This window comes from Thalassospira sp. ABL2_045, from assembly GCF_056161285.1.
The window spans coordinates 153667-172040 of the sequence record NZ_JBSWYV010000006.1 but is presented as its reverse complement, the minus strand read 5'-3'; the positions used below and the strand labels follow the sequence as shown (position 1 = coordinate 172040).

The 18374-nt window shown below is 55.3% G+C and carries 18 protein-coding genes; 7 read left to right on the top strand and 11 right to left on the bottom strand.

Features of this window, described 5'->3' with window-relative positions:
- Positions 1-45: 45 nt before the first annotated feature.
- Positions 46-537, top strand: a complete 492-nt coding sequence (locus ACXAIA_RS11060) for a DUF3833 domain-containing protein (protein WP_475349372.1) — start codon at positions 46-48, stop codon at positions 535-537.
- Here the strand turns inward: ACXAIA_RS11060 and ACXAIA_RS11055 are convergent.
- From ACXAIA_RS11055 to ACXAIA_RS11045, 3 genes are read right to left on the bottom strand one after another with little or no spacing between them, the layout of a single operon-like run.
- Positions 500-946: a nuclear transport factor 2 family protein gene (locus ACXAIA_RS11055; protein ID WP_475349371.1), complete on the bottom strand. Its 447-nt coding sequence runs from the start codon at positions 944-946 to the stop codon at positions 500-502. The two genes, ACXAIA_RS11060 and ACXAIA_RS11055, sit on opposite strands and share 38 nt — an antisense overlap.
- On the bottom strand, positions 943-1710 hold the full coding sequence (locus ACXAIA_RS11050) for an SDR family NAD(P)-dependent oxidoreductase (protein ID WP_475349370.1): 768 nt from the start codon (positions 1708-1710) through the stop codon (positions 943-945). The genes ACXAIA_RS11055 and ACXAIA_RS11050 overlap by 4 nt, the downstream gene beginning before the upstream one ends.
- The gene (locus ACXAIA_RS11045) at positions 1707-2489 is read right to left on the bottom strand and encodes a DUF6134 family protein (RefSeq protein ID WP_475349369.1); all 783 of its coding nucleotides are present in this window, start codon (positions 2487-2489) and stop codon (positions 1707-1709) included. The genes ACXAIA_RS11050 and ACXAIA_RS11045 overlap by 4 nt, the downstream gene beginning before the upstream one ends.
- A 152-nt stretch (positions 2490-2641) precedes the next feature.
- On the opposite strand from ACXAIA_RS11045, the gene ACXAIA_RS11040 reads away from it, so the two are divergent.
- Positions 2642-3430: an RluA family pseudouridine synthase gene (locus tag ACXAIA_RS11040; RefSeq protein WP_475349368.1), complete on the top strand. Its 789-nt coding sequence runs from the start codon at positions 2642-2644 to the stop codon at positions 3428-3430.
- Here the strand turns inward: ACXAIA_RS11040 and ACXAIA_RS11035 are convergent.
- The 3 genes from ACXAIA_RS11035 to ACXAIA_RS11025 all read right to left on the bottom strand — a co-directional run bounded on the left by ACXAIA_RS11035 (position 3377) and on the right by ACXAIA_RS11025 (position 5884).
- Positions 3377-4303: an AEC family transporter gene (locus ACXAIA_RS11035; RefSeq protein ID WP_475349367.1), complete on the bottom strand. Its 927-nt coding sequence runs from the start codon at positions 4301-4303 to the stop codon at positions 3377-3379. The genes ACXAIA_RS11040 and ACXAIA_RS11035 overlap by 54 nt on opposite strands.
- 28 nt (positions 4304-4331) lie before the next feature.
- Positions 4332-4778: a methylglyoxal synthase gene (locus tag ACXAIA_RS11030; RefSeq protein WP_475349366.1), complete on the bottom strand. Its 447-nt coding sequence runs from the start codon at positions 4776-4778 to the stop codon at positions 4332-4334.
- Positions 4779-4936: 158 nt separating this feature from the next.
- The gene (locus ACXAIA_RS11025; RefSeq protein WP_475349365.1) at positions 4937-5884 is read right to left on the bottom strand and encodes a LysR family transcriptional regulator; all 948 of its coding nucleotides are present in this window, start codon (positions 5882-5884) and stop codon (positions 4937-4939) included.
- Between the two features lie 123 nt (positions 5885-6007).
- Between ACXAIA_RS11025 and dctP the strand changes: the two genes are divergently transcribed.
- The 5 genes from dctP to ACXAIA_RS11000 are packed head-to-tail and all read left to right on the top strand — an operon-like array spanning position 6008 to position 10218.
- Positions 6008-7024 (top strand): TRAP transporter substrate-binding protein DctP, encoded by a 1017-nt coding sequence (gene dctP / locus ACXAIA_RS11020; protein WP_475349364.1) that lies wholly within the window; start codon positions 6008-6010, stop codon positions 7022-7024.
- A gap of 29 nt (positions 7025-7053) precedes the next feature.
- Positions 7054-7557, top strand: a complete 504-nt coding sequence (locus ACXAIA_RS11015) for a TRAP transporter small permease (protein ID WP_475349363.1) — start codon at positions 7054-7056, stop codon at positions 7555-7557.
- A 16-nt stretch (positions 7558-7573) separates the two neighbouring features.
- Positions 7574-8854, top strand: coding sequence for a TRAP transporter large permease (locus tag ACXAIA_RS11010; RefSeq protein WP_475349362.1), 1281 nt, complete (start codon positions 7574-7576; stop codon positions 8852-8854).
- A 15-nt stretch (positions 8855-8869) separates the two neighbouring features.
- Positions 8870-9223 (top strand): hypothetical protein, encoded by a 354-nt coding sequence (locus tag ACXAIA_RS11005; protein WP_475349361.1) that lies wholly within the window; start codon positions 8870-8872, stop codon positions 9221-9223.
- The gene (locus tag ACXAIA_RS11000; protein WP_475349360.1) at positions 9220-10218 is read left to right on the top strand and encodes an alpha/beta hydrolase; all 999 of its coding nucleotides are present in this window, start codon (positions 9220-9222) and stop codon (positions 10216-10218) included. The genes ACXAIA_RS11005 and ACXAIA_RS11000 overlap by 4 nt, the downstream gene beginning before the upstream one ends.
- A gap of 160 nt (positions 10219-10378) precedes the next feature.
- On the opposite strand, the gene lpdA is transcribed toward ACXAIA_RS11000, so the two are convergent.
- From lpdA to sucC, 5 genes are all read right to left on the bottom strand, one after another.
- Positions 10379-11785, bottom strand: a complete 1407-nt coding sequence (gene lpdA / locus ACXAIA_RS10995) for a dihydrolipoyl dehydrogenase (RefSeq protein WP_475349359.1) — start codon at positions 11783-11785, stop codon at positions 10379-10381.
- Positions 11786-11809: 24 nt separating this feature from the next.
- Positions 11810-13078 (bottom strand): 2-oxoglutarate dehydrogenase complex dihydrolipoyllysine-residue succinyltransferase, encoded by a 1269-nt coding sequence (gene odhB, locus ACXAIA_RS10990; RefSeq protein ID WP_475344047.1) that lies wholly within the window; start codon positions 13076-13078, stop codon positions 11810-11812.
- Between the two features lie 108 nt (positions 13079-13186).
- Positions 13187-16099 (bottom strand): 2-oxoglutarate dehydrogenase E1 component, encoded by a 2913-nt coding sequence (locus tag ACXAIA_RS10985; RefSeq protein WP_475349358.1) that lies wholly within the window; start codon positions 16097-16099, stop codon positions 13187-13189.
- A 70-nt stretch (positions 16100-16169) separates the two neighbouring features.
- A complete protein-coding gene (gene sucD, locus ACXAIA_RS10980) occupies positions 16170-17045 on the bottom strand; it encodes a succinate--CoA ligase subunit alpha (RefSeq protein ID WP_167723089.1) in 876 nt (291 codons plus the stop codon).
- Positions 17046-17047: 2 nt separating this feature from the next.
- A complete protein-coding gene (sucC, locus tag ACXAIA_RS10975; protein WP_475349427.1) occupies positions 17048-18277 on the bottom strand; it encodes an ADP-forming succinate--CoA ligase subunit beta in 1230 nt (409 codons plus the stop codon).
- Positions 18278-18374: the final 97 nt, after the last annotated feature.

The following is an 18374-nucleotide window of genomic DNA, read 5'->3' as shown; positions in this document are numbered from 1 at the left end:
TTCACGGCGCTGTGTTTTTTGGTGCTATTAGCCGGATGTGGGTCAATGAAACCGCAGGATTTCGCGCAAAAAGAACCCCGATTCGACGTGTTTGACTATTTCGAAGGCAACAGCCGGGCCTGGGGTATTTTCGAAGACCGGTTCGGAACGCTGCGTCGTCAGTTCACCGTTGAAATCACGGGAACGGTCGAAGACGGTGTTCTGACACTGGAAGAAGACTTTATCTATGATGATGGCGAAACAGATCGCCGCGTGTGGGAGATCACCAAAACCGGTGAACACACCTATGAAGGCCGTGCTGATGACATTGTCGGGACTGCCATCGGCAGCCAGTATGGCAATGCGCTGAACTGGTCTTATGACATGGATCTCAAGGTCGGTGATGGCGCCTGGCGGGTTGGCTTCAACGACTGGATGTTCCTGCAGCCAGATGGGGTCTTGGTCAACCGCGCACGGGTCAAGAAATGGGGCTTTGAAATCGGTGAAGTGACGCTGTTTTTCACGAAGGAGCAACACGTCGTGCAAGCCGTTGAATGAACCAGCGCAGCACCGGGATTTTGGCATAGAAGTTCTGCCCGGAATCCCAATGGTCGAAATGCGATGTCAGGCAGGTGCCATCCTCGTTAAAGGTAAGCTCCGACATGCCGGTGAATTCCCAATCGCCGATGACCTTGACCCGCGCACTGAATTTCCAGCGCAAGAAACCCCGATCCCCGTCAATCGCGCGATGGGTGACGACAAAGCGTGGGTCGTCCGCATCGGTAAAGGCCTTCGCCAGATAGGCGCAGACATCCTTTGGCCCCCGAACCGTCGTGAACGGATCGCAAAAAACAAAATCCTCTGTCACCAGATCGTTTAACTGATCAACCGTCTCAAGCGACAGGTTCTCGTAATAGGCCGCATATGCCGCCAGTAACTGGCGCTTGTTTTCGGTGATGTCGGTCATGCTCGGATCAGTTTGCGCATCAGTTTGAAGAAAAGCGGATAGGGCAAAATTCGCGTCAGCTTCAATTGCCGCACGAATGGGGGTGGAAAGGCAATCTCGAATTTGTCACTGCCGCAAAGCCCGCGATAGATGAAGTCTGCTGCCTGCTCGGGCTCAAGCAGATAGGGCATTTCAAAATCGTTCTTGTCGGTCAGACGGGTTTTAACGAACCCCGGATTGATCACGCGCAGCAAAACGCCACTGCCGCTGAGCTCCGTATGTAGTGATTCACACAGATTGATCAGGGCCGCCTTGGTCGGGCCATAGGCCGATGCATTGGGCAATCCGCGATAACCCGCGACCGATGCCATCACCGCAATCTCGCCGGACTTGCGGGCCCGCATCCGGGTCAAAAGGGGCTCAAGACAATTCACAATGCCCATATAGTTGGTATCAACATGGCTTCGGATGGTTGCTGCCGAAAAGGCATCAAGTTTCATCGGCGAATAGATCCCGGCCGCCAAAATCACCAGATCGGGCAGGCCAAACTGCGCTTCGACCGTGCCAACAGCACTGTTGACCGCGTTTGGGTCGGTGATATCGACCGTTACCGGGGTTAAATCCGGCATTTCGGATGCCAATTCATTCAATCTGTCGGCATTTCGCGCCGAAATGATGACTTTCTGGTCTGATGATGTCGGGTTTTCATGGAATTTGCGGGCCAATGCCGCGCCAATGCCTGATGATGCCCCGATAATCCAGATGGTCTGGAAGTGTTTGCTCATTCCTCATCCTTTTGCGCGGTTTGGGTCGCGCAACTCATGCAGCGATAGGTGATGGTGGATCCATCACGTGCTTCGAACGCGAGGCCCACCCAGCGCCCATCGGCATCGTACCATGCGGTGGTTTCAAGCTCGCCGTCATAGGTAAATCGGGTCGCACGCAGCGTGCCGTTCGTTGTGCGCAGCATTTCGGTTGTTGTTGGGGTGATATCAACTACGTTGGGCTTGCCGGTGATGGTGTTCAGGACCGACTTGCTGCCCAACACCCCGCAATGCCAGTGATCGGTTGGAAAAATGCCGTCAGGCAGGGTTTGCTGGCCTTTGGGACCGGTGACAACAAGCGTTCCCTGATCATCCGGTTTGGCGGTGACTTCTGTTTGATCGCCATCATCATCGACCCGCACCGAAAGGGCAGCCAACCGGCCCTTCTGCCACAGGCTTTCGGAGCGATAATCAAAGCTATAGGCGTTAAACCCCAGGAAGCTGATATCGATATTGCTTTGCGCAACCACCTGCAGGCCGTCGCGGCCCTGATTGAACTGCACCACATGGCTCCCGACCGGGGAATCATTGCGCCGGATCTGAAAACGAAGTTCGTTGCCATATCGCGCAATCGGATCGAAACTGCGGCAGGTATCGGTTGCCTCGAACGCACTCGTCAGGCTTGCCTGCTCAATCACAGTGTCACTTGTTGCCATCGCGTTTGATGACACAAAGATACCGCCCGCAAGCACGCATGTGCCAAGCAGCTGTTTCAGTGATGGTGCCAAGAACGTCTTCATGATCGTTACCAAAGCCGGGTTGCAGAAGGTGTGGTTCCTTCTTGTTACGGCTGGTGTGCATTTGCGGATCAAACGTCATCATCATTGCCCGCCATCGCCTGATGGGGTAAGCAGGGGCTCAACGGGCCCGCCCCGACATGAAAGGCCACGCCATGCCCCATCCGATTGCCGAAGACCTGATCGCGCATGTACTGCACCGCGATTCCAACGTCATTGTTTTAAACAAGCCGCCCGGGCTGGCGTCGCATGGCGGGCCGAAAACCTATTTTCATGTCGATGCCTACCTGCCGGATTTGAAATTCGGCATCCAGCCGGAACCGACGCTGGCCCATCGTCTGGACCGTGATACCGCCGGCTGCCTGTTGCTGTGCCGTCACCCGAAATCATCAAAAAAGATCACCCGCCTTTTCACCGAAAAGAAAATCGGCAAGACCTATTGGGCGGTGGTCCATGGTGCGATGGAAGATGATCATGGTTTCATCGATGCGCCGATCGGCAAGATCAATGATGAAAGCGGCTGGACCATGCTGGTCCACGAGGATGGCCAACCATCAAAAACCGAATATACTGTGCTGGGCCGTGGCAAGGACGCCGATAGCAAAGACATCACCTGGCTGGAACTGATCCCGCATACCGGGCGCACCCATCAGCTGCGTGTGCATCTTGATCATGTCGGGCATCCGGTGATTGGCGATCCGTTTTATGGCCGTGGTGATGAACCGCCGATCTTTGGTGCGCCGCCGACCCTGATGCTGCTGTCGCGCCAGATTGTCGTCCCGTTCCATGCCGACCGGGATCCGGTAATTGTCGACGCCCCGCCGCCTGAACTCATGCGCGCTGGCCTTGAGGCTTGTGGTTACGCAGGCGACTACGCCGCGCATGCAAGCTCAATTGATGCTCAGTACACCGGCGATGACAGCGACGCTGAAGGCGGAGAGTAAGGTTTCAAGTGTGATGATCGATGCCATCGCCTCGGCATCGCCATTGAGTTGGCGCGCTAGGATATAGGCATTTCCCGCGCACGGCATGCCGGCATAAAGAACCCCCATCGCCAGAACCATGCCATCGACACCGGCAAGATAAAGGCAGGTACCGGTGATTACCGGCAGCACCGCAAGCTTGATGGTGGTGGCAAGGGCGATCGCACCAAGCGCCTTTTTATCCATGATAAAACGAAGCCCGGCCCCGACTGACAACAGGCTCAGCGGCAGGGCAGCAGTCTTGAAAAGCGCTGCGGTATTTTCAATGGGCAGCGGAACGTGAATGTTGCTCACATTCAGGATCGCACCGGCGCCAGCGGCAAGAATGATCGGGTTTTTGACAATCCCGCCCATGATGCGCTTCAGGTTGCTTTTCCCGCCGCTAAAGGCGCTAAGCACGACGACACCGAGCATATTGGTGGCAATCACCATCACCGCAACAAAGATGATGGCAAGGGCAAGCCCCGCCGCCCCGTAAAGCGCATCGGCAACGGCCAACAGGACATAGCTGTTGTAACGCACCGATCCCTGAAAGATTGATGTGAAAAGCGGTGTGTCACGGGTGATCAGCGGGCGCAGCAAAAGAAGCGCTGCCGACAGGCCAAGGGTGGCTGCAAGCGTAACGCCAATGGCGGTACCGGCATTGCCACTGGAAAAATCGGCGCGATAAATCTCGACAATCAGAAGCGAGGGCAGCAGCAGATAATAAGTCAGCCGATCAATCCCGGCCCACACATCGGCTGCCTTGATCAGGTATCGCTTTAACGCCGCGCCAACAAGGATGGCGGCAAAGATCGGAAAGATCGCAGCAATCAGTTCATAGGCAAGTTGCATGGCAGGCGGGGCGCTCCGGCGGGGGGATTTAAACCTGGCGGTTGCTGTAATCGGCAAAGACCTGTTCGGGGGAATGATCGCGATATTGCTCGCAGATTTCCTCGAACTTCGGATTGCTGATCAAAAGGTCGGCCGTGCTTTGGTTACACGCAATCGGCACTTCATAAAGGTTCGCCAATCGGATCAGGGCGCGGACATCGACATCATGGGGGTGGGGCGTCATCGGGTCGGTGAAAAAGAACATGGCTTGCAATTCACGATGCGCAATCATCGATCCCAGTTGCTGATCACCGCCAAATGGACCACTTTTCAGGGGATGGATATCGAGTTCCGTGAATCGCTCCTGCAGAACGCGCCCGGTGGTGCCGGTGGCAAAGATGCGCATACTGGCAAACACATCCTTGTGCTTTTCCAGCCAGTCAGCCATTTCGCGTTTGCGACGGTCATGGGCCACAACCCCAACAGACAGCACCATTTTTCGATCTCCGGGCCAGTAAACAGGATTTGTCATACTAATCCTGATCCCGACTTTGCGTCACGCGACAATCATCGGACCAATGCGATTTTTGTCAAAAAAACGAATGTCGGGTGTCGCCAGTTTATATGACAAAACAGATATTTAGGGTGCGGTGTCTACGTGTCTGAATGGCGCGCCACTGGCCATTTGCCCGCAGCAATCAGTTCCTGACTGACAGAATGAATTTCATCAAGAACCCGCAACAAAACCGGGTCTTTCATTTTGATGCGCTGGGCGCAAACCGACACCTGCCGGATCATTGGCGGGGAGAGGGGGACGGCCTTGACGGTCTGATTTTCAAGTTCATCATAAATCGCACATTTGGCCAGAAGGCCATATCCTTCGCCACTGGCGATCAGTTTGACCAGATGCGTACTGGCATCAATTTCCATTCGTACATCCAGACCGCTGCCAAGGGCTGCGAACGCTTTGGCCTTCATGCGAATGCCGTGGATGGTGGTTGGCATGATCAAGGGAAAGCTTCCCAGCATTTCCGGGGTAATCCGGCTGGGAACATCGCGCATTAGATCCTGGTTGCCGACAAGAAATATTTCCTCGTCACAGATCGGATGACAAACGATATCGGGCAGGGGAGTGCGATCAAAAGAAATTGCGAAATCAAGCCTGCCTTCTTGCAGCCAACCCCAAAGATATCCGGAAAATGCTTCGACCACCCGAAGGGATACCTTGGGCAGGGTTTTGCGCAACCGTTTGATCAGCGGAATGGCAAGAACCGTCGATGTTGCGGCGGGCAGGCCGATGGCAACTTCGCCTTCGGGTTCTTCATTTGCAGTGCCGACCGCGTCAATTGTTGCATTTGCGATGGCAAGCATTTCATATGCGCCCTTCAAAAGAACCTCCCCCGCAGGGGTTGGCGTCGATCCACGTGCATGACGCATCAGAATCGCAGTCCCAAGATCCTCTTCGAGCTTCTTGATCATGTTGCTCAGGGCGGGCTGTGCAATACCAAGTCGCAAGGATGCCTTGCTGAGGCTTCCCTCCTCGCAAATGGCGGCAAATGCAGAAAGTCGAGATAAATTAAGTTGTTGTGCAAGAAACTTCATTACCAACCAACAAGATATATAAATTTATATATAGGTAGATCAGAATTATATATTACAAAAATGATATCGCCACTGCTAGCGTCAGGATCGGGATACAAAGAAAAAATATCTGGAGGAAAAGTCTTGAAAGTTTCAAAGATCCTGTCGGCGGCCATCGTTGCAGCAACCGCGTTCACCTGGCAGGCTGAGGCTGCTGATTACACCATTGATGTGTCGCTTGATACCTCGCCCAATCATGTGCGGAACCGTTCTTTCCGCGCCTTTGCCGAAGAACTGAACGAAAAATCCGATGGCCGTCTTGAGCTGCGCATTTTCGATTCAGCATCGAAATATAAAGGTCCGATGGTTGCCACTGCTGTCGCCCAAGGCGCGATTGATATGGCCGCCCCTGCCCATCAGCACCTGTCGAAATTCGTACCGGAAACCGGCATTCTTCTTTTGCCGATGTTCTATGGTCAGGACAAGGACGTGATTTATAACGTCGTTGATGGCGAAGTTGGTGAGAAACTCAACGAGATGATCGCGGACAAACTGCGTGTTGTCGTACTCGGCCGTCCGTTTGATCTGGGATATGGCACCGTCTTTTCGACTGATCTTCGAATGACCACGCCAGCCGATCTTGAAGAACAGATCGTCCGTGTACCGGGTGGTGCAGCAACCCTTGAGCGTTACAAGGTGTTCAAAGCCAACCCGACGCAGATTCCGTGGTCCGATGTCCCACAGGCATTGCAGACCGGCGCTGTTTCAACCATCTGGGCGACCCAGGAAAGTGTTGCCAGTGCGCAGCTTTGGGATGCGGGGATCAAATACGCGTTCGAAGACCGTCAGGCCTTTATCGAATATGTTCCGATCCTGAGCCAGAATGCCTGGTCGAAGCTGCCTGAAGACCTGCAACAATTGATGATCGATACATGGGACGACATGGTCGATCAGGTTCGCGAAGTGGCAACCCAGGCGCAGAAAGACGGTCGTCAGACCAATGCAGATCACGGGATTGAAACCGTGGATCCCAACCCGGCCGATCTTGCTGAAATGCGTGAAAAGCTGATGGCGGCCCAGCCGGGTATTGTTGAAGAACTCGGCATGGATACCGACTTCATCGACGAGGTGGCAAAAGCCGTGGCTGCTGCTGAAAAATAAGTTCGACCCCTGATCTGGGAATGTTTGATATGTCACTTCGCAGCATTGCAAACGTCCTGAATGGTCTTGAAAAATGCCTTATCGGAATGATGGCGCTTGCCGCCATCATTCTGGTGGTTATCGAGACTGTTCTGCGTTATGCCGCGCCAGCCCATCTGACGGATTGGGGCGGTGAAGTTACGATCTATCTGGTCGGGTGGGCCTTGATGCTCAGTCTGCCGCATCTCGTCGCACACGAAAAACACGTGCGTGCCGACTTGCTTCATCACCAATTCTCGCCCTCGGTTCGCTGGTTCCTTGATGTGTGTGCAACCATCATCGGCATTGTCTTCTGCGCGATTATCCTTTGGGCGGGCATTGATGTTGTTTCATTCGGCCTGATGTTTGGTGAAATCAGCGACAGCTCGCTGCAATTCCCGATGTGGGCGTTTTATCTCGCCGTGCCGGTCGGCTTTGGAACATCGCTGCTGCGTTATGTGGTTCTGCTGATATCCAAGTTGATGGAGTTGCGGGCGTCTCCGACCGCCTCCTGACTAAGGAAATTCTCTCATGATAATCTGGTTGATGCTGGCGCTCTTCTTTGTGTTGCTGCTGGCTGGGGTTCCTATTTATCTGGTTCTGGGCAGTCTGGCCGTCATTGGCTGGCTAGTTGAAGGGACGCCGCTTATTGCGCTGGCCCAGCAGTTCGCCAATGAATTGAATTCCCAAACCCTTGTGGCGGTGCCGCTGTTTGTTGTGGCCGCGACCTTTATGGAACGCGGTGGTATCACGCGTGCACTGATTGATTTCGCCAGTTTGATTGCCGGGCGTAGCCGTGGTGGTCTTGCGATTATTTGCGTGATTGCAACGACGTTCTTTGCCGCTATTTGTGGCTCCTCGGTTGCAACGGCCATGGCAATGGGCACGGCCCTTATCCCGACCATGGCGGCACGGAAATATCCTGCCAGTTTCTCGGTTGGCACCGTGGGTGCGGCGGGCACACTGGGCATCCTTATTCCGCCAAGCCTGCCATTGCTGATTTACGGTCTTGTGGCAGAAACGTCGGTTCCGCAGCTTTTCCTGGCAGGCGTCATTCCGGGTCTTTTGCAGGGCGCGTTGTTTGTCGGCTATATCATCTGGTATTCGCGCAAGAACCAGTTGCCGGTTGAAGACAAGCTCGAAGCCGGTGAAGTTTTCCAGCGTTTCAGAAGTGCGCTGCCAGCACTTGCCATCCCGGTTCTTGTTCTGGGCGGTATCTATAGCGGCCTGGTGACGATTTCCGAAGCCGCCGGCGTTGCGGCCTTCATCGCCCTGATTGTCAGTGTGTTTGTCTATCGTGCGGTACCGCTTCGCGATATTCCCACTGTACTGACCGACGGTATCCGCCAGACAGCAGTGATCATTGTGATCATCATGTCCGCACTCGCGCTTGGTCATTGGCTCACGAGCGAGGGAATCACGCGGTCCATTGTTGATTTCGTCAATGAAACCGGCCTCACCAGCTGGCAGTTCCTGATCCTTGCCAACGTGGTGATGTTCGTCCTTGGTATGTTCCTTGAGGTGATCTCGGTCATTCTGATCTTTGTGCCGCTGGTACTGCCGATCATTGAACATCTGGGCATCGATCCGGTTCACTTCGGTCTGATCGTTGTGATCAACATGGAACTGGCGCTTCTGACGCCGCCGGTTGGTTTGAACCTATTCATCCTTAAAAACATTTCAGGCGAGAACATCGGAACCGTCATTCGCGGCACCATGCCCTATGTGATGATCCTGATTGTGCTGCTGATCCTCGTGACCTTCGTTCCGCAGATCAGCATGTGGTTGCCTGAACTGGCCTACGGCAAATAAACGGACACAAAAAGAATGCCAATACTCACAGTAACAGTCGCACCGGATCTGATTGAAGAAGTGAGATCTGCAAGTGATGTGCTTTCAGACAATCTTCTTGCATTGATCCGAAAGCATCTTGCCCCGGCCAAAGGCACCGAACAGATCATGTTCGTGCCAGCCTTTGGCAGCGTTGTCGGGTGTTCCATGCTGGCACATCTTGTTCATCGTGCGTCCGATAGCCGTACGTCAGAGGTTCGCAACAGCTGCGCACAGGCCATTGCGGACCACCTGAACCGCACTTATGGCTGTTCGGTGCGCGTGCGGCTGATTGCCACAAGTTCTGATGACATCGCCGCAGCAGATATTTTTACGGAGGGCGCGCAATGAGTATGTCCGAGCAAGGTGTAAGCCAGACGGGCGTGTCGATTGCCGCCATCGACAGCTTCCATGTTGGGGGTGAGGTTGTCAAACTCACCGACCAGCCGAAACTTGAAATGCGCGTTGCTGGGAATGGTGTCGCCCGTGAGGTGGACCTGAACGGGTCCTATGTTACGGGGCAGGTATATGCCAATCATGTTCGACTGAGCCAACCCGAGCATGAAGCACCGGTGATGTTCTGGCACGGTGGGGCGATGACGGGTGTCACATGGGAAACCACCCCGGATGGACGACCCGGCTGGCAGTGGTTATTCCTTGAAGCTGGTTACGACGTGATCGTCACTGACGCGGTCGAACGCGGGCGTGCTTCCTGGTCGCCTTATCCGCAGATTTACAAAACCCCGCCGGTCTTCCGCACCAAGGAAGAAAGCTGGGCGATGTATCGCTTCGGTCCGAAATCGGGTTTCAAGGACGACGTTGCTGAGCGCCAACCGTTTGCTGGCCAACGTTTTCCGATGAGTGGGTTTGACGTTCTGGCAGCCCAACTCGTCCCGCGTTGGACCACCCATGACGAGATGACATTGGCAGCTTACGAAGCGCTTCTGCGCAAGGTCGGCCCGGTGCATCTGGTCACCCATAGTCAGGGCGGGTGGTTTGGCCTGAACATGGTTCTGCGCGTACCAGAACTGATCAAATCACTGGTCGTGATTGAACCAGCCGGCGCGCCGCTCCTTTCTGAAGAAGATGCCAAGCGGATCTTGCATATCCCGCATCTGTTCGTCTGGGGCGACTATATCGAGGATGTCCCGGCCTGGAAAAACTATCGCAATGCCGCTGACGAGTTCATGCATGCGCTCAAAGGCTTTGGCGGCACGTCGGATCTTCTTGACCTGCCGCAAGAAGGCATTCGCGGCAATAGCCACGTGCCGATGATGGACGATAACAGTGCTGACATCGCCAAGCTGGTTGTGGACTGGATGGCACGCACTTCCAAAGCAGGCTAACGCGTCTTAGAGAATTTGATTTGCCGACAACTTCCAAGCCTGTCGATCATATGATCGGCAGGCTTTTTTTGTTGGGTAGCAAACCGGGCCAAAACGCGAAAAACAAAACGGCCGCCCCACGTAAATGGAGCGGCCGTTTGCAGATCAGAAACTGATCGAATTACATGTGGATGGCGCGTTTGTCTGCGTCCAGTGCGGCTTCCTTGACGGACTCGCCAAGGGCCGGGTGGGCGTGGCAGGTGCGTGCGATGTCTTCGGCAGAGGCGCCGTATTCCATCGCCAGAACCACTTCGGCAATCAGGTCGCCCGCAGCCGGGCCGACAATATGCGCGCCGACAACACGGTGCGTTTTCTTGTCTTCGATGATTTTGACAAAGCCTTCGGTGCTTTCCATGGCCTTGGCACGACCATTGGCCGTGAAGGGGAATTTGCCAACTTTGTAGTCTGCGCCTTCTTCCTTGAGCTGCTCTTCGGTTTTACCGACAGAGGCAACTTCCGGCCAAGTGTAAACAACACCCGGGACCTTGTCGTAATCGACATGGCCTTCTTCGCCGGCCAGCATCTCAGCCAGGGCAACGCCGTCTTCCTCAGCCTTGTGGGCAAGCATCGGACCGACGATGGTATCGCCAATCGCAAAGATGCCACCAACATTGGTCTGGAAGTGTTCGTCGGTTTTGACACGACCACGGTCGTCGAGCTCAACACCGACGGTGTCCAGGCCAAGGCCATTGGTGTACGGACGGCGACCGATTGCCACCAGAACCACATCGGCTTTGAGTTCTTCTGCATCGCCGCCCTTGGACGGTTCAACAGTCAGGGTCACGCCAGACTTGGTGGTTTTGGCACCGGTAACCTTGTGGCCGAGTTTGAATTCAAGGCCCTGCTTGGCAAAGATGCGCTGGGTCTGTTTGACCAGATCGCCATCCATGCCCGGCAGAATACGGTCAAGGAATTCAACAACGGTGACTTCGGCACCCAGACGACGCCACACGGAACCAAGTTCCAGACCGATGACGCCTGCGCCAATCACGACCATCTTTTTCGGCACTTTCGGAAGAACCAGTGCACCGGTCGAGGAGACGATTTTTTCTTCGTCGATCTCGACACCCGGCAGCGGGGTGACTTCCGAACCCGTTGCGATGACGATGTTCTTGGCCGTCAGGGTTTCTTCGCCACCGTCCAGAAGGGCAACCTTGACTTCGGTCGGCGAGGTGATTTCGCCAGCACCTTTGACATAGGTAACCTTGTTCTTCTTGAACAGGAACTCGATCCCCTTGGTGTTGCTTTCAACAACCTTGTCCTTGCGCGCCATCATCTTTTCGATGTTGACCTTGGGCTTGGAGACTTCGATGCCATGGGTATCGAAATGCTTGGTTGCCTCTTCGAACAGGTGCGAGGAATGCAGCAAAGCCTTGGACGGAATGCAGCCTACATTCAGGCAGGTACCGCCAAGCGCACCGCGTTTTTCAACGCAGGCAACTTTAAGGCCAAGCTGTGCGGCGCGGATGGCGCAAACATAACCGCCAGGACCGCCACCGATCACGACAACGTCGTAGTTCTCACTCATGAGTTCTTTGATCCTTTTGTCTGATCAGATGTCGAGCAGGATGCGTTCCGGATTCTCGATGCATTCCTTGACGCGTACCAGGAAGGAAACGGCTTCGCGGCCGTCAATGATACGGTGGTCATAGGAAAGCGCGAGATACATCATCGGACGAATTTCGACTTTGCCATCGATTGCAACCGGACGCATCTGGGTCTTGTGCATGCCAAGAATACCGGACTGCGGTGCGTTCAGGATCGGCGACGACAGAAGCGAACCAAACACACCACCGTTCGAGATCGTGAAGGAACCGCCGGTCATTTCATCCATGCCCAGCTTGCCGTCACGTGCACGCTTGCCGAAATCGACAATGGTGCTTTCCAGATCCGCAAAGGTTTTTTCCTCTGCCGAACGGATGACCGGAACAACCAGACCCTGCGGGGTGCCAACGGCAACGCCGACATCGCAGTAGTTTTTGTAGATGAAGCTGTTGCCATCGATCTCGGCATTCACAGCCGGCCATTCTTTAAGGGCCGTGGTGCAGGCCTTGATGAAGAAGGACATGAAGCCAAGCTTCACACCGTGTTTCTTCTCGAACCCGTCCTTGTACTTGTTACGGCATGCCAGAAGGTTGGTCATGTCCACTTCATTGTAAGTGGTCAGCATGGCCGCGGTGTTCTGGGCTTCTTTCAGGCGGCGCGCGATGGTCTGGCGCAGCTTGGACATTTTGACACGCTCTTCGCCGTCACGCAGTTCACGTTCCGGTTTCGGAGCTGCCGGTGCGCTCGGTGCCGGCGCAGCAGCGCGCGGAGCGGATCCACCACCTTCGAGGAAGTTCAGAACGTCGCCCTTGGTCAGGCGGCCGTCTTTGCCGGTTGCCGGAATTTTCGACGGGTCGAGGTTCTTGTCTTCGACCAGTTTGCGAACAGCCGGTGCCAGCGGATGATCGCTGTTTGACGCGGTTGCCGCTGCCGGTGCCGCAGCCGGGGCTGCTTTCGGCTCTTCTTTTTTCTCAGCCGGTGCTTCTTCAGCCTTGGCTTCGGATTTTTCTTCGGCCGGTGCTTCGGCGGAGCCTTCGGCACCTTCGTTGATCATGGCGATCAGCGCACCAACTTCGACTTCGTCGCCTTCGCCAACGATCAGTTCGGCAATCGCGCCGGCGACCGGTGCGTTGACTTCGACGGTGACCTTGTCGGTCTCAAGTTCGACAATCGGTTCATCGGCAGCAACAGCTTCACCGACTTTTTTGTACCATTTTGCCACCGTGGCTTCAGATACGGACTCGCCCAGTGCGGGAACTTTAACTTCAGTCGCCATTTTTTCCTCGACCGTTTTTTCAATCAGGCAGTGTGGGTCTGCCAGGATACGAATGAATTCTAAATGAACGGATCGAACGGGCGATTTCTCGCCCGTTCGATGAAAGTGTTAGACGCTCAGTGCCTTATCGACCAACTCGGCCTGTTCACGCAGGTGAGCCTTCAGAAGACCCGTTGCCGGCGAAGCAGAAGCTGCGCGACCGACATAAACAGGACGACCCGTCTTGTGCTTGATGCTGGCAAGGGTTGCCTCGATCCGGCGATCAACAAAGTACCAGGAACCCATGTTCTCTGATTCTTCCTGACACCAGACGACATCAGCATTCGGGTATTTGGCCAGTTCCGCAGCCAGTTCTTTTTCCGGCCACGGATAAAGCTGTTCGACACGCACAAGCGCAACATCTTCGATGCCACGGTTTTCGCGTTCGGCAAGCAGATCGTAATAGACCTTGCCCGACGACAGAACGACGCGTTTGACCTTTTTGTCGTCAACCAGCTTGCCGGTTTCGCTGATCACAGTCTGGAAGGTCGTGCCCGGTCCGAATTCGGACAGAGACGACACAGCCTGCTTGTGACGCAGAAGCGATTTCGGCGTCATCAGCACCAGCGGTTTACGGAAGGAGCGACGAATCTGACGGCGCAGGATGTGGTAATAGTTTGCCGGCGTCGTGCAGTTCGCCACCTGCATGTTATTTTCACCACAAAGCTGCAGGTAACGTTCCAGACGTGCGGAACTGTGTTCCGGACCCTGGCCTTCGTAACCGTGCGGCAGCAGCATCACCAGACCCGACATACGCAGCCATTTGGCTTCGCCCGAGCTGATGAACTGGTCAATGATGACCTGTGCACCGTTGGCAAAATCACCGAACTGGGCTTCCCAGAGAACCAGCGAATGCGGTTCTGCAAGGGTGATGCCGTATTCAAAGCCAAGAACACCTGCTTCGGACAGGGGCGAGTTGAGAACTTCAAGCTCGGCCTGACCGGTACGGATGTTGTTGAGCGGGGTGTATTTTGCTTCGTTGGTCTGATCGACCAGTTTGGCATGACGCTGCGAGAAGGTACCACGCTGGCAGTCCTGACCCGACAGACGCACCGGTGTGCCTTCGCACATCAGGGTCCCGAATGCCAGGGCTTCTGCCGTGGCCCAATCGATGCCTTCGCCGGTTTCAAACATCTTCGCTTTGGCCTTCAGCTGACGAAGGATTTTGCGGTTGATGTCATAGTCACTCGGCGCGGTCGAAAGAGCGCGTCCGACTTCCTGAAGAAGATCTTCTTCAACGCCGGTTTTGCCAATCCAGTCCGCATCGTCGCCATGCGAGGATGCAAGACCCGACCATTTACCTTCAAGCCAGTCAGCCTTGTTCGGACGGTAGTTTTCCGAGGCCTTGAACTCTTCATCAAGGTAATCCTGGAACGATTTGTCCAGTTCCTTGACGCGTTCTTCGGTCAGAAGACCTTCCTTGATCAGCTGCTGGGCATAGATGTCTTTGGTGGTCGGGTGTTTGCCGATCACGTCATACATCTTGGGCTGGGTGAATGCCGGCTCGTCGCTTTCGTTGTGGCCAAAGCGGCGATAGCAGAACATGTCGATGACAACATCCTGCTTGAATTCCTGACGGAACTCGGTCGCGATACGGGCCGCGTGAACCACAGCTTCGGGATCGTCACCATTGACGTGCAGGATCGGTGCCTGAACGACTTTGGCAATGTCCGAGCAGTAGGGCGAAGAACGGGAATCGGTCGGTTTGGTCGTGAAACCGATCTGGTTGTTGACCACAAAGTGGATCGTACCACCGGTACGATACCCCTTGAGGTGCGACAGATCGAAGGTTTCCGCCACAAGACCCTGACCGGCAAAGGCCGCATCACCATGCAGGAGGATACCCATAACCTGCTCGCGTGCGGTGTCTTTGCGCTGGGCCTGCTTGGCGCGGACCTTACCAAGAACAACCGTGTTCACCGCTTCAAGGTGCGACGGGTTTGCCGTCAGCGACAGGTGAACAACGTTGCCGTCAAATTCACGGTCGGCGGAGGTACCAAGGTGATATTTAACATCCCCTGAGCCCATCACGTCGTCCGGCTTGGACGGGTTGCCCATGAATTCCGAGAAGATCGCCTGGAACGGCTTGCTCATGACGTTGGCAAGAACGTTGAGACGACCACGGTGCGGCATGCCGAACACAACCTCGCGGATGCCAAGCTGGCTACCACGTTTGAGGATCTGTTCAAGCGCCGGCATCAGGGCTTCGCCACCATCAACGCCGAAACGCTTGGTGCCGACATATTTGGTGTGCAGATAATTTTCGAAACCTTCGGCTTCGACCAAACGCTCAAGGATGGCTTCCTTGCCACGGGTGGTGAACTGCGTCTGGTTGCCGATGCTTTCTATGCGCTGCTGAATCCAGGATTTCTGTTCCGGTTCCTGGATATGCATGAATTCGATACCGATCGACCCGCAATAGGTTTTGCGTGCCAGCGAGACAATCTGGCGAATGGTCGCGGTTTCAAGGCCAAGGACATTGGCGATGAAGATCGGACGGTCCAGATCAGCGTCGGTAAAGCCGTAAGTCTTGGGATCAAGTTCCGGATGCGGTTCACGCGGGGCAAGGCCCAGCGGATCCAGATTCGCTTCGAGATGCCCACGGACCCGGAAGGAGCGGATCAGCATCAGGGCGCGAATGGAATCATTGGCCGCAGCACGGATGGCATCAGAATTGACCTGTGCCGCAGAAGGCGCTGCATGAGGTGCCGGTGCAAAGCCCGCGACCGGAGCCGGGCGCTCGGCATGCCCCTGTGAGACGTCGTATCCCTCCATGCCGCCAACAACCTTGGTTTCCCGTGGCTGCCAGCTCGGCCCACGCATTTCTGCGAGGAGTTCGGAGGCGTCGTCCTGCAACCCGTCAAAAAACTCAGCCCAGCTCTGGTCAACCGCAGACGGGCTTTCCAGATACCGGGCGTAAAGTTCAGCGATGTAGGTTGCGTTCGACTCGTTTAGAATCGTGTCGAGATCTTGAGGTTTCATTTGTGGTCTTGGAAGGCATGGTCCTCAAGAAGGACCACGCCCCCCCTTGCCTTTCCTCTGACTACCCAGATTAGCCCTTCAAAGCCTTCAGCATGGTCGAGCCGAGGCTTGCCGGGGAATCGGCAACCAGCACGCCAGCGCTGCGCATGGCTTCCATTTTGGCATCCGCGGTACCTTTACCGCCCGAGATGATCGCACCGGCATGGCCCATGCGTTTACCCGGAGGTGCGGTAACACCGGCGATGAAGCCAGCAACCGGTTTCTTGACCGAGGAAGCCTGCAGGAATTCACATGCTTCTTCTTCAGCCGAACCACCGATTTCACCGATCATGATGATGCCTTCGGTTTCCGGATCCTTCAGGAACAGGTCGAGGCAATCGATGAAGTTGGTGCCGTTGACCGGGTCACCACCGATACCGATACAGGTCGACTGACCCAGGCCGGCGGCCGTGGTCTGTGCAACTGCTTCGTAGGTGAGCGTACCGGAACGCGAAACGATACCGATTTTACCGCGGCGGTGAATGTGACCCGGCATGATGCCGATCTTGCATTCGTCCGGGGTAATGATACCCGGGCAGTTCGGGCCGATCAGGCGGGTCGACGAACCGTCGAGCGCGCGCTTGACGCGGACCATGTCAGCAACCGGAATACCTTCGGTGATGCAGACAGCCAGTTCGACTTTGGCGTCGATGGCTTCAAGGATTGCGTCTGCTGCGAAGGGCGGCGGAACATAGATGACCGATGCATTCGCACCGGTGGTGTGAACCGCTTCGTCAACAGTGTTGAAAACCGGCAGGTCAAGGTGCTTGGTGCCGCCTTTACCCGGGGTTACACCGCCAACCATTTTGGTGCCGTATGCCAGTGCCTGTTCGCTGTGGAACGTACCCTGCGAACCAGTGAAACCCTGGCAGATAACTTTGGTGTTTTTATCGACGAGAACAGCCATAGTTACGCGGCCTCCTTCACAGCTTTGACCACCTTCTCGGCGGCATCGGCAAGGTTGTCAGCCGAAACAATCGGCAGACCCGATTCTTCGAGGATCTTCTTGCCAAGTTCGACATTGGTACCTTCAAGGCGAACGACCAGCGGGACGTTCAGGCTGACTTCGCGGGCTGCTGCCACAACGCCGTCTGCGATCACGTCACAACGCATGATACCGCCAAAGATGTTGACCAGGATGCCTTCAACATTCGGATCCGACAGGATCAGTTTGAAAGCAGTGGTCACGCGTTCTTTGGTTGCACCGCCACCAACGTCAAGGAAGTTAGCCGGTTCGCCGCCATACAGCTTGATGATGTCCATGGTTGCCATGGCAAGGCCTGCGCCGTTGACCATGCAGCCGATGGTGCCATCGAGCTTGATGTAGTTGAGGCTGTGTTTTGCAGCTTCGAGTTCGGCCGGGTTTTCTTCGTCTTCGTCGCGCAGCTCTTCGATGTCCGCATGGCGGAACAGCGCGTTGTCGTCGAAGTTCATTTTGCAATCAAGCGCGATGATGTTGCCTTCGCCGGTGACGACCAGCGGGTTGATTTCAACCATGGCAGCATCGGTATCGAGGAAGCACTGGTACATCGCCGACATGAATTTGACAGCTTTGGAAACCTGCTTTCCTTCAAGGCCAAGTGCAAACGCCAGTTTACGACCGTGGAAGCCCGAGAAGCCGGCAGCCGGATCGATGTCAACGGTGACGATCTTTTCCGGGGTTGCAGCAGCAACTTCTTCGATGTCCATGCCGCCTTCGGTCGACGCCATGAAGATCACACGCGAAGTTGCACGATCAACGAGAACCGAAAGATACAGTTCGCGTGCGATGTCGCAGCCTTCTTCGATGTAAACGCGTTTGACTTCTTTGCCGTCCGGGCCGGTCTGGTGGGTAACCAGGGTGGAGCCGAGCATCTGTTCAGCATTCTCGCCGACTTCTTCCGGGCTCTTGACGACGCGAACGCCGCCTTTGTCACCTGCTTTGGCTTCCTTGAAGGTGCCTTTACCGCGGCCACCTGCATGGATCTGGGACTTTACCACGTAAACCGGGCCAGCCTGAGACTGGGCAGCTTCGATGGCTTCCTGAGCGGTGTATGCAACCTTGCCGTTCGGCACGGTCACACCGTATTTGCGAAGAATTTCTTTCGCCTGGTACTCATGAATATTCATGTTCGGTCGCTTTCTTGCCTTCCGTACGATTTCCGGTGGGTCAGAAATCTGGATTTCAATGTCCCTTAACGAGCGGGAGGGACTTTGTTACGAGGCCCGCGATCATTGAAGTTTGAAAAACAACAAT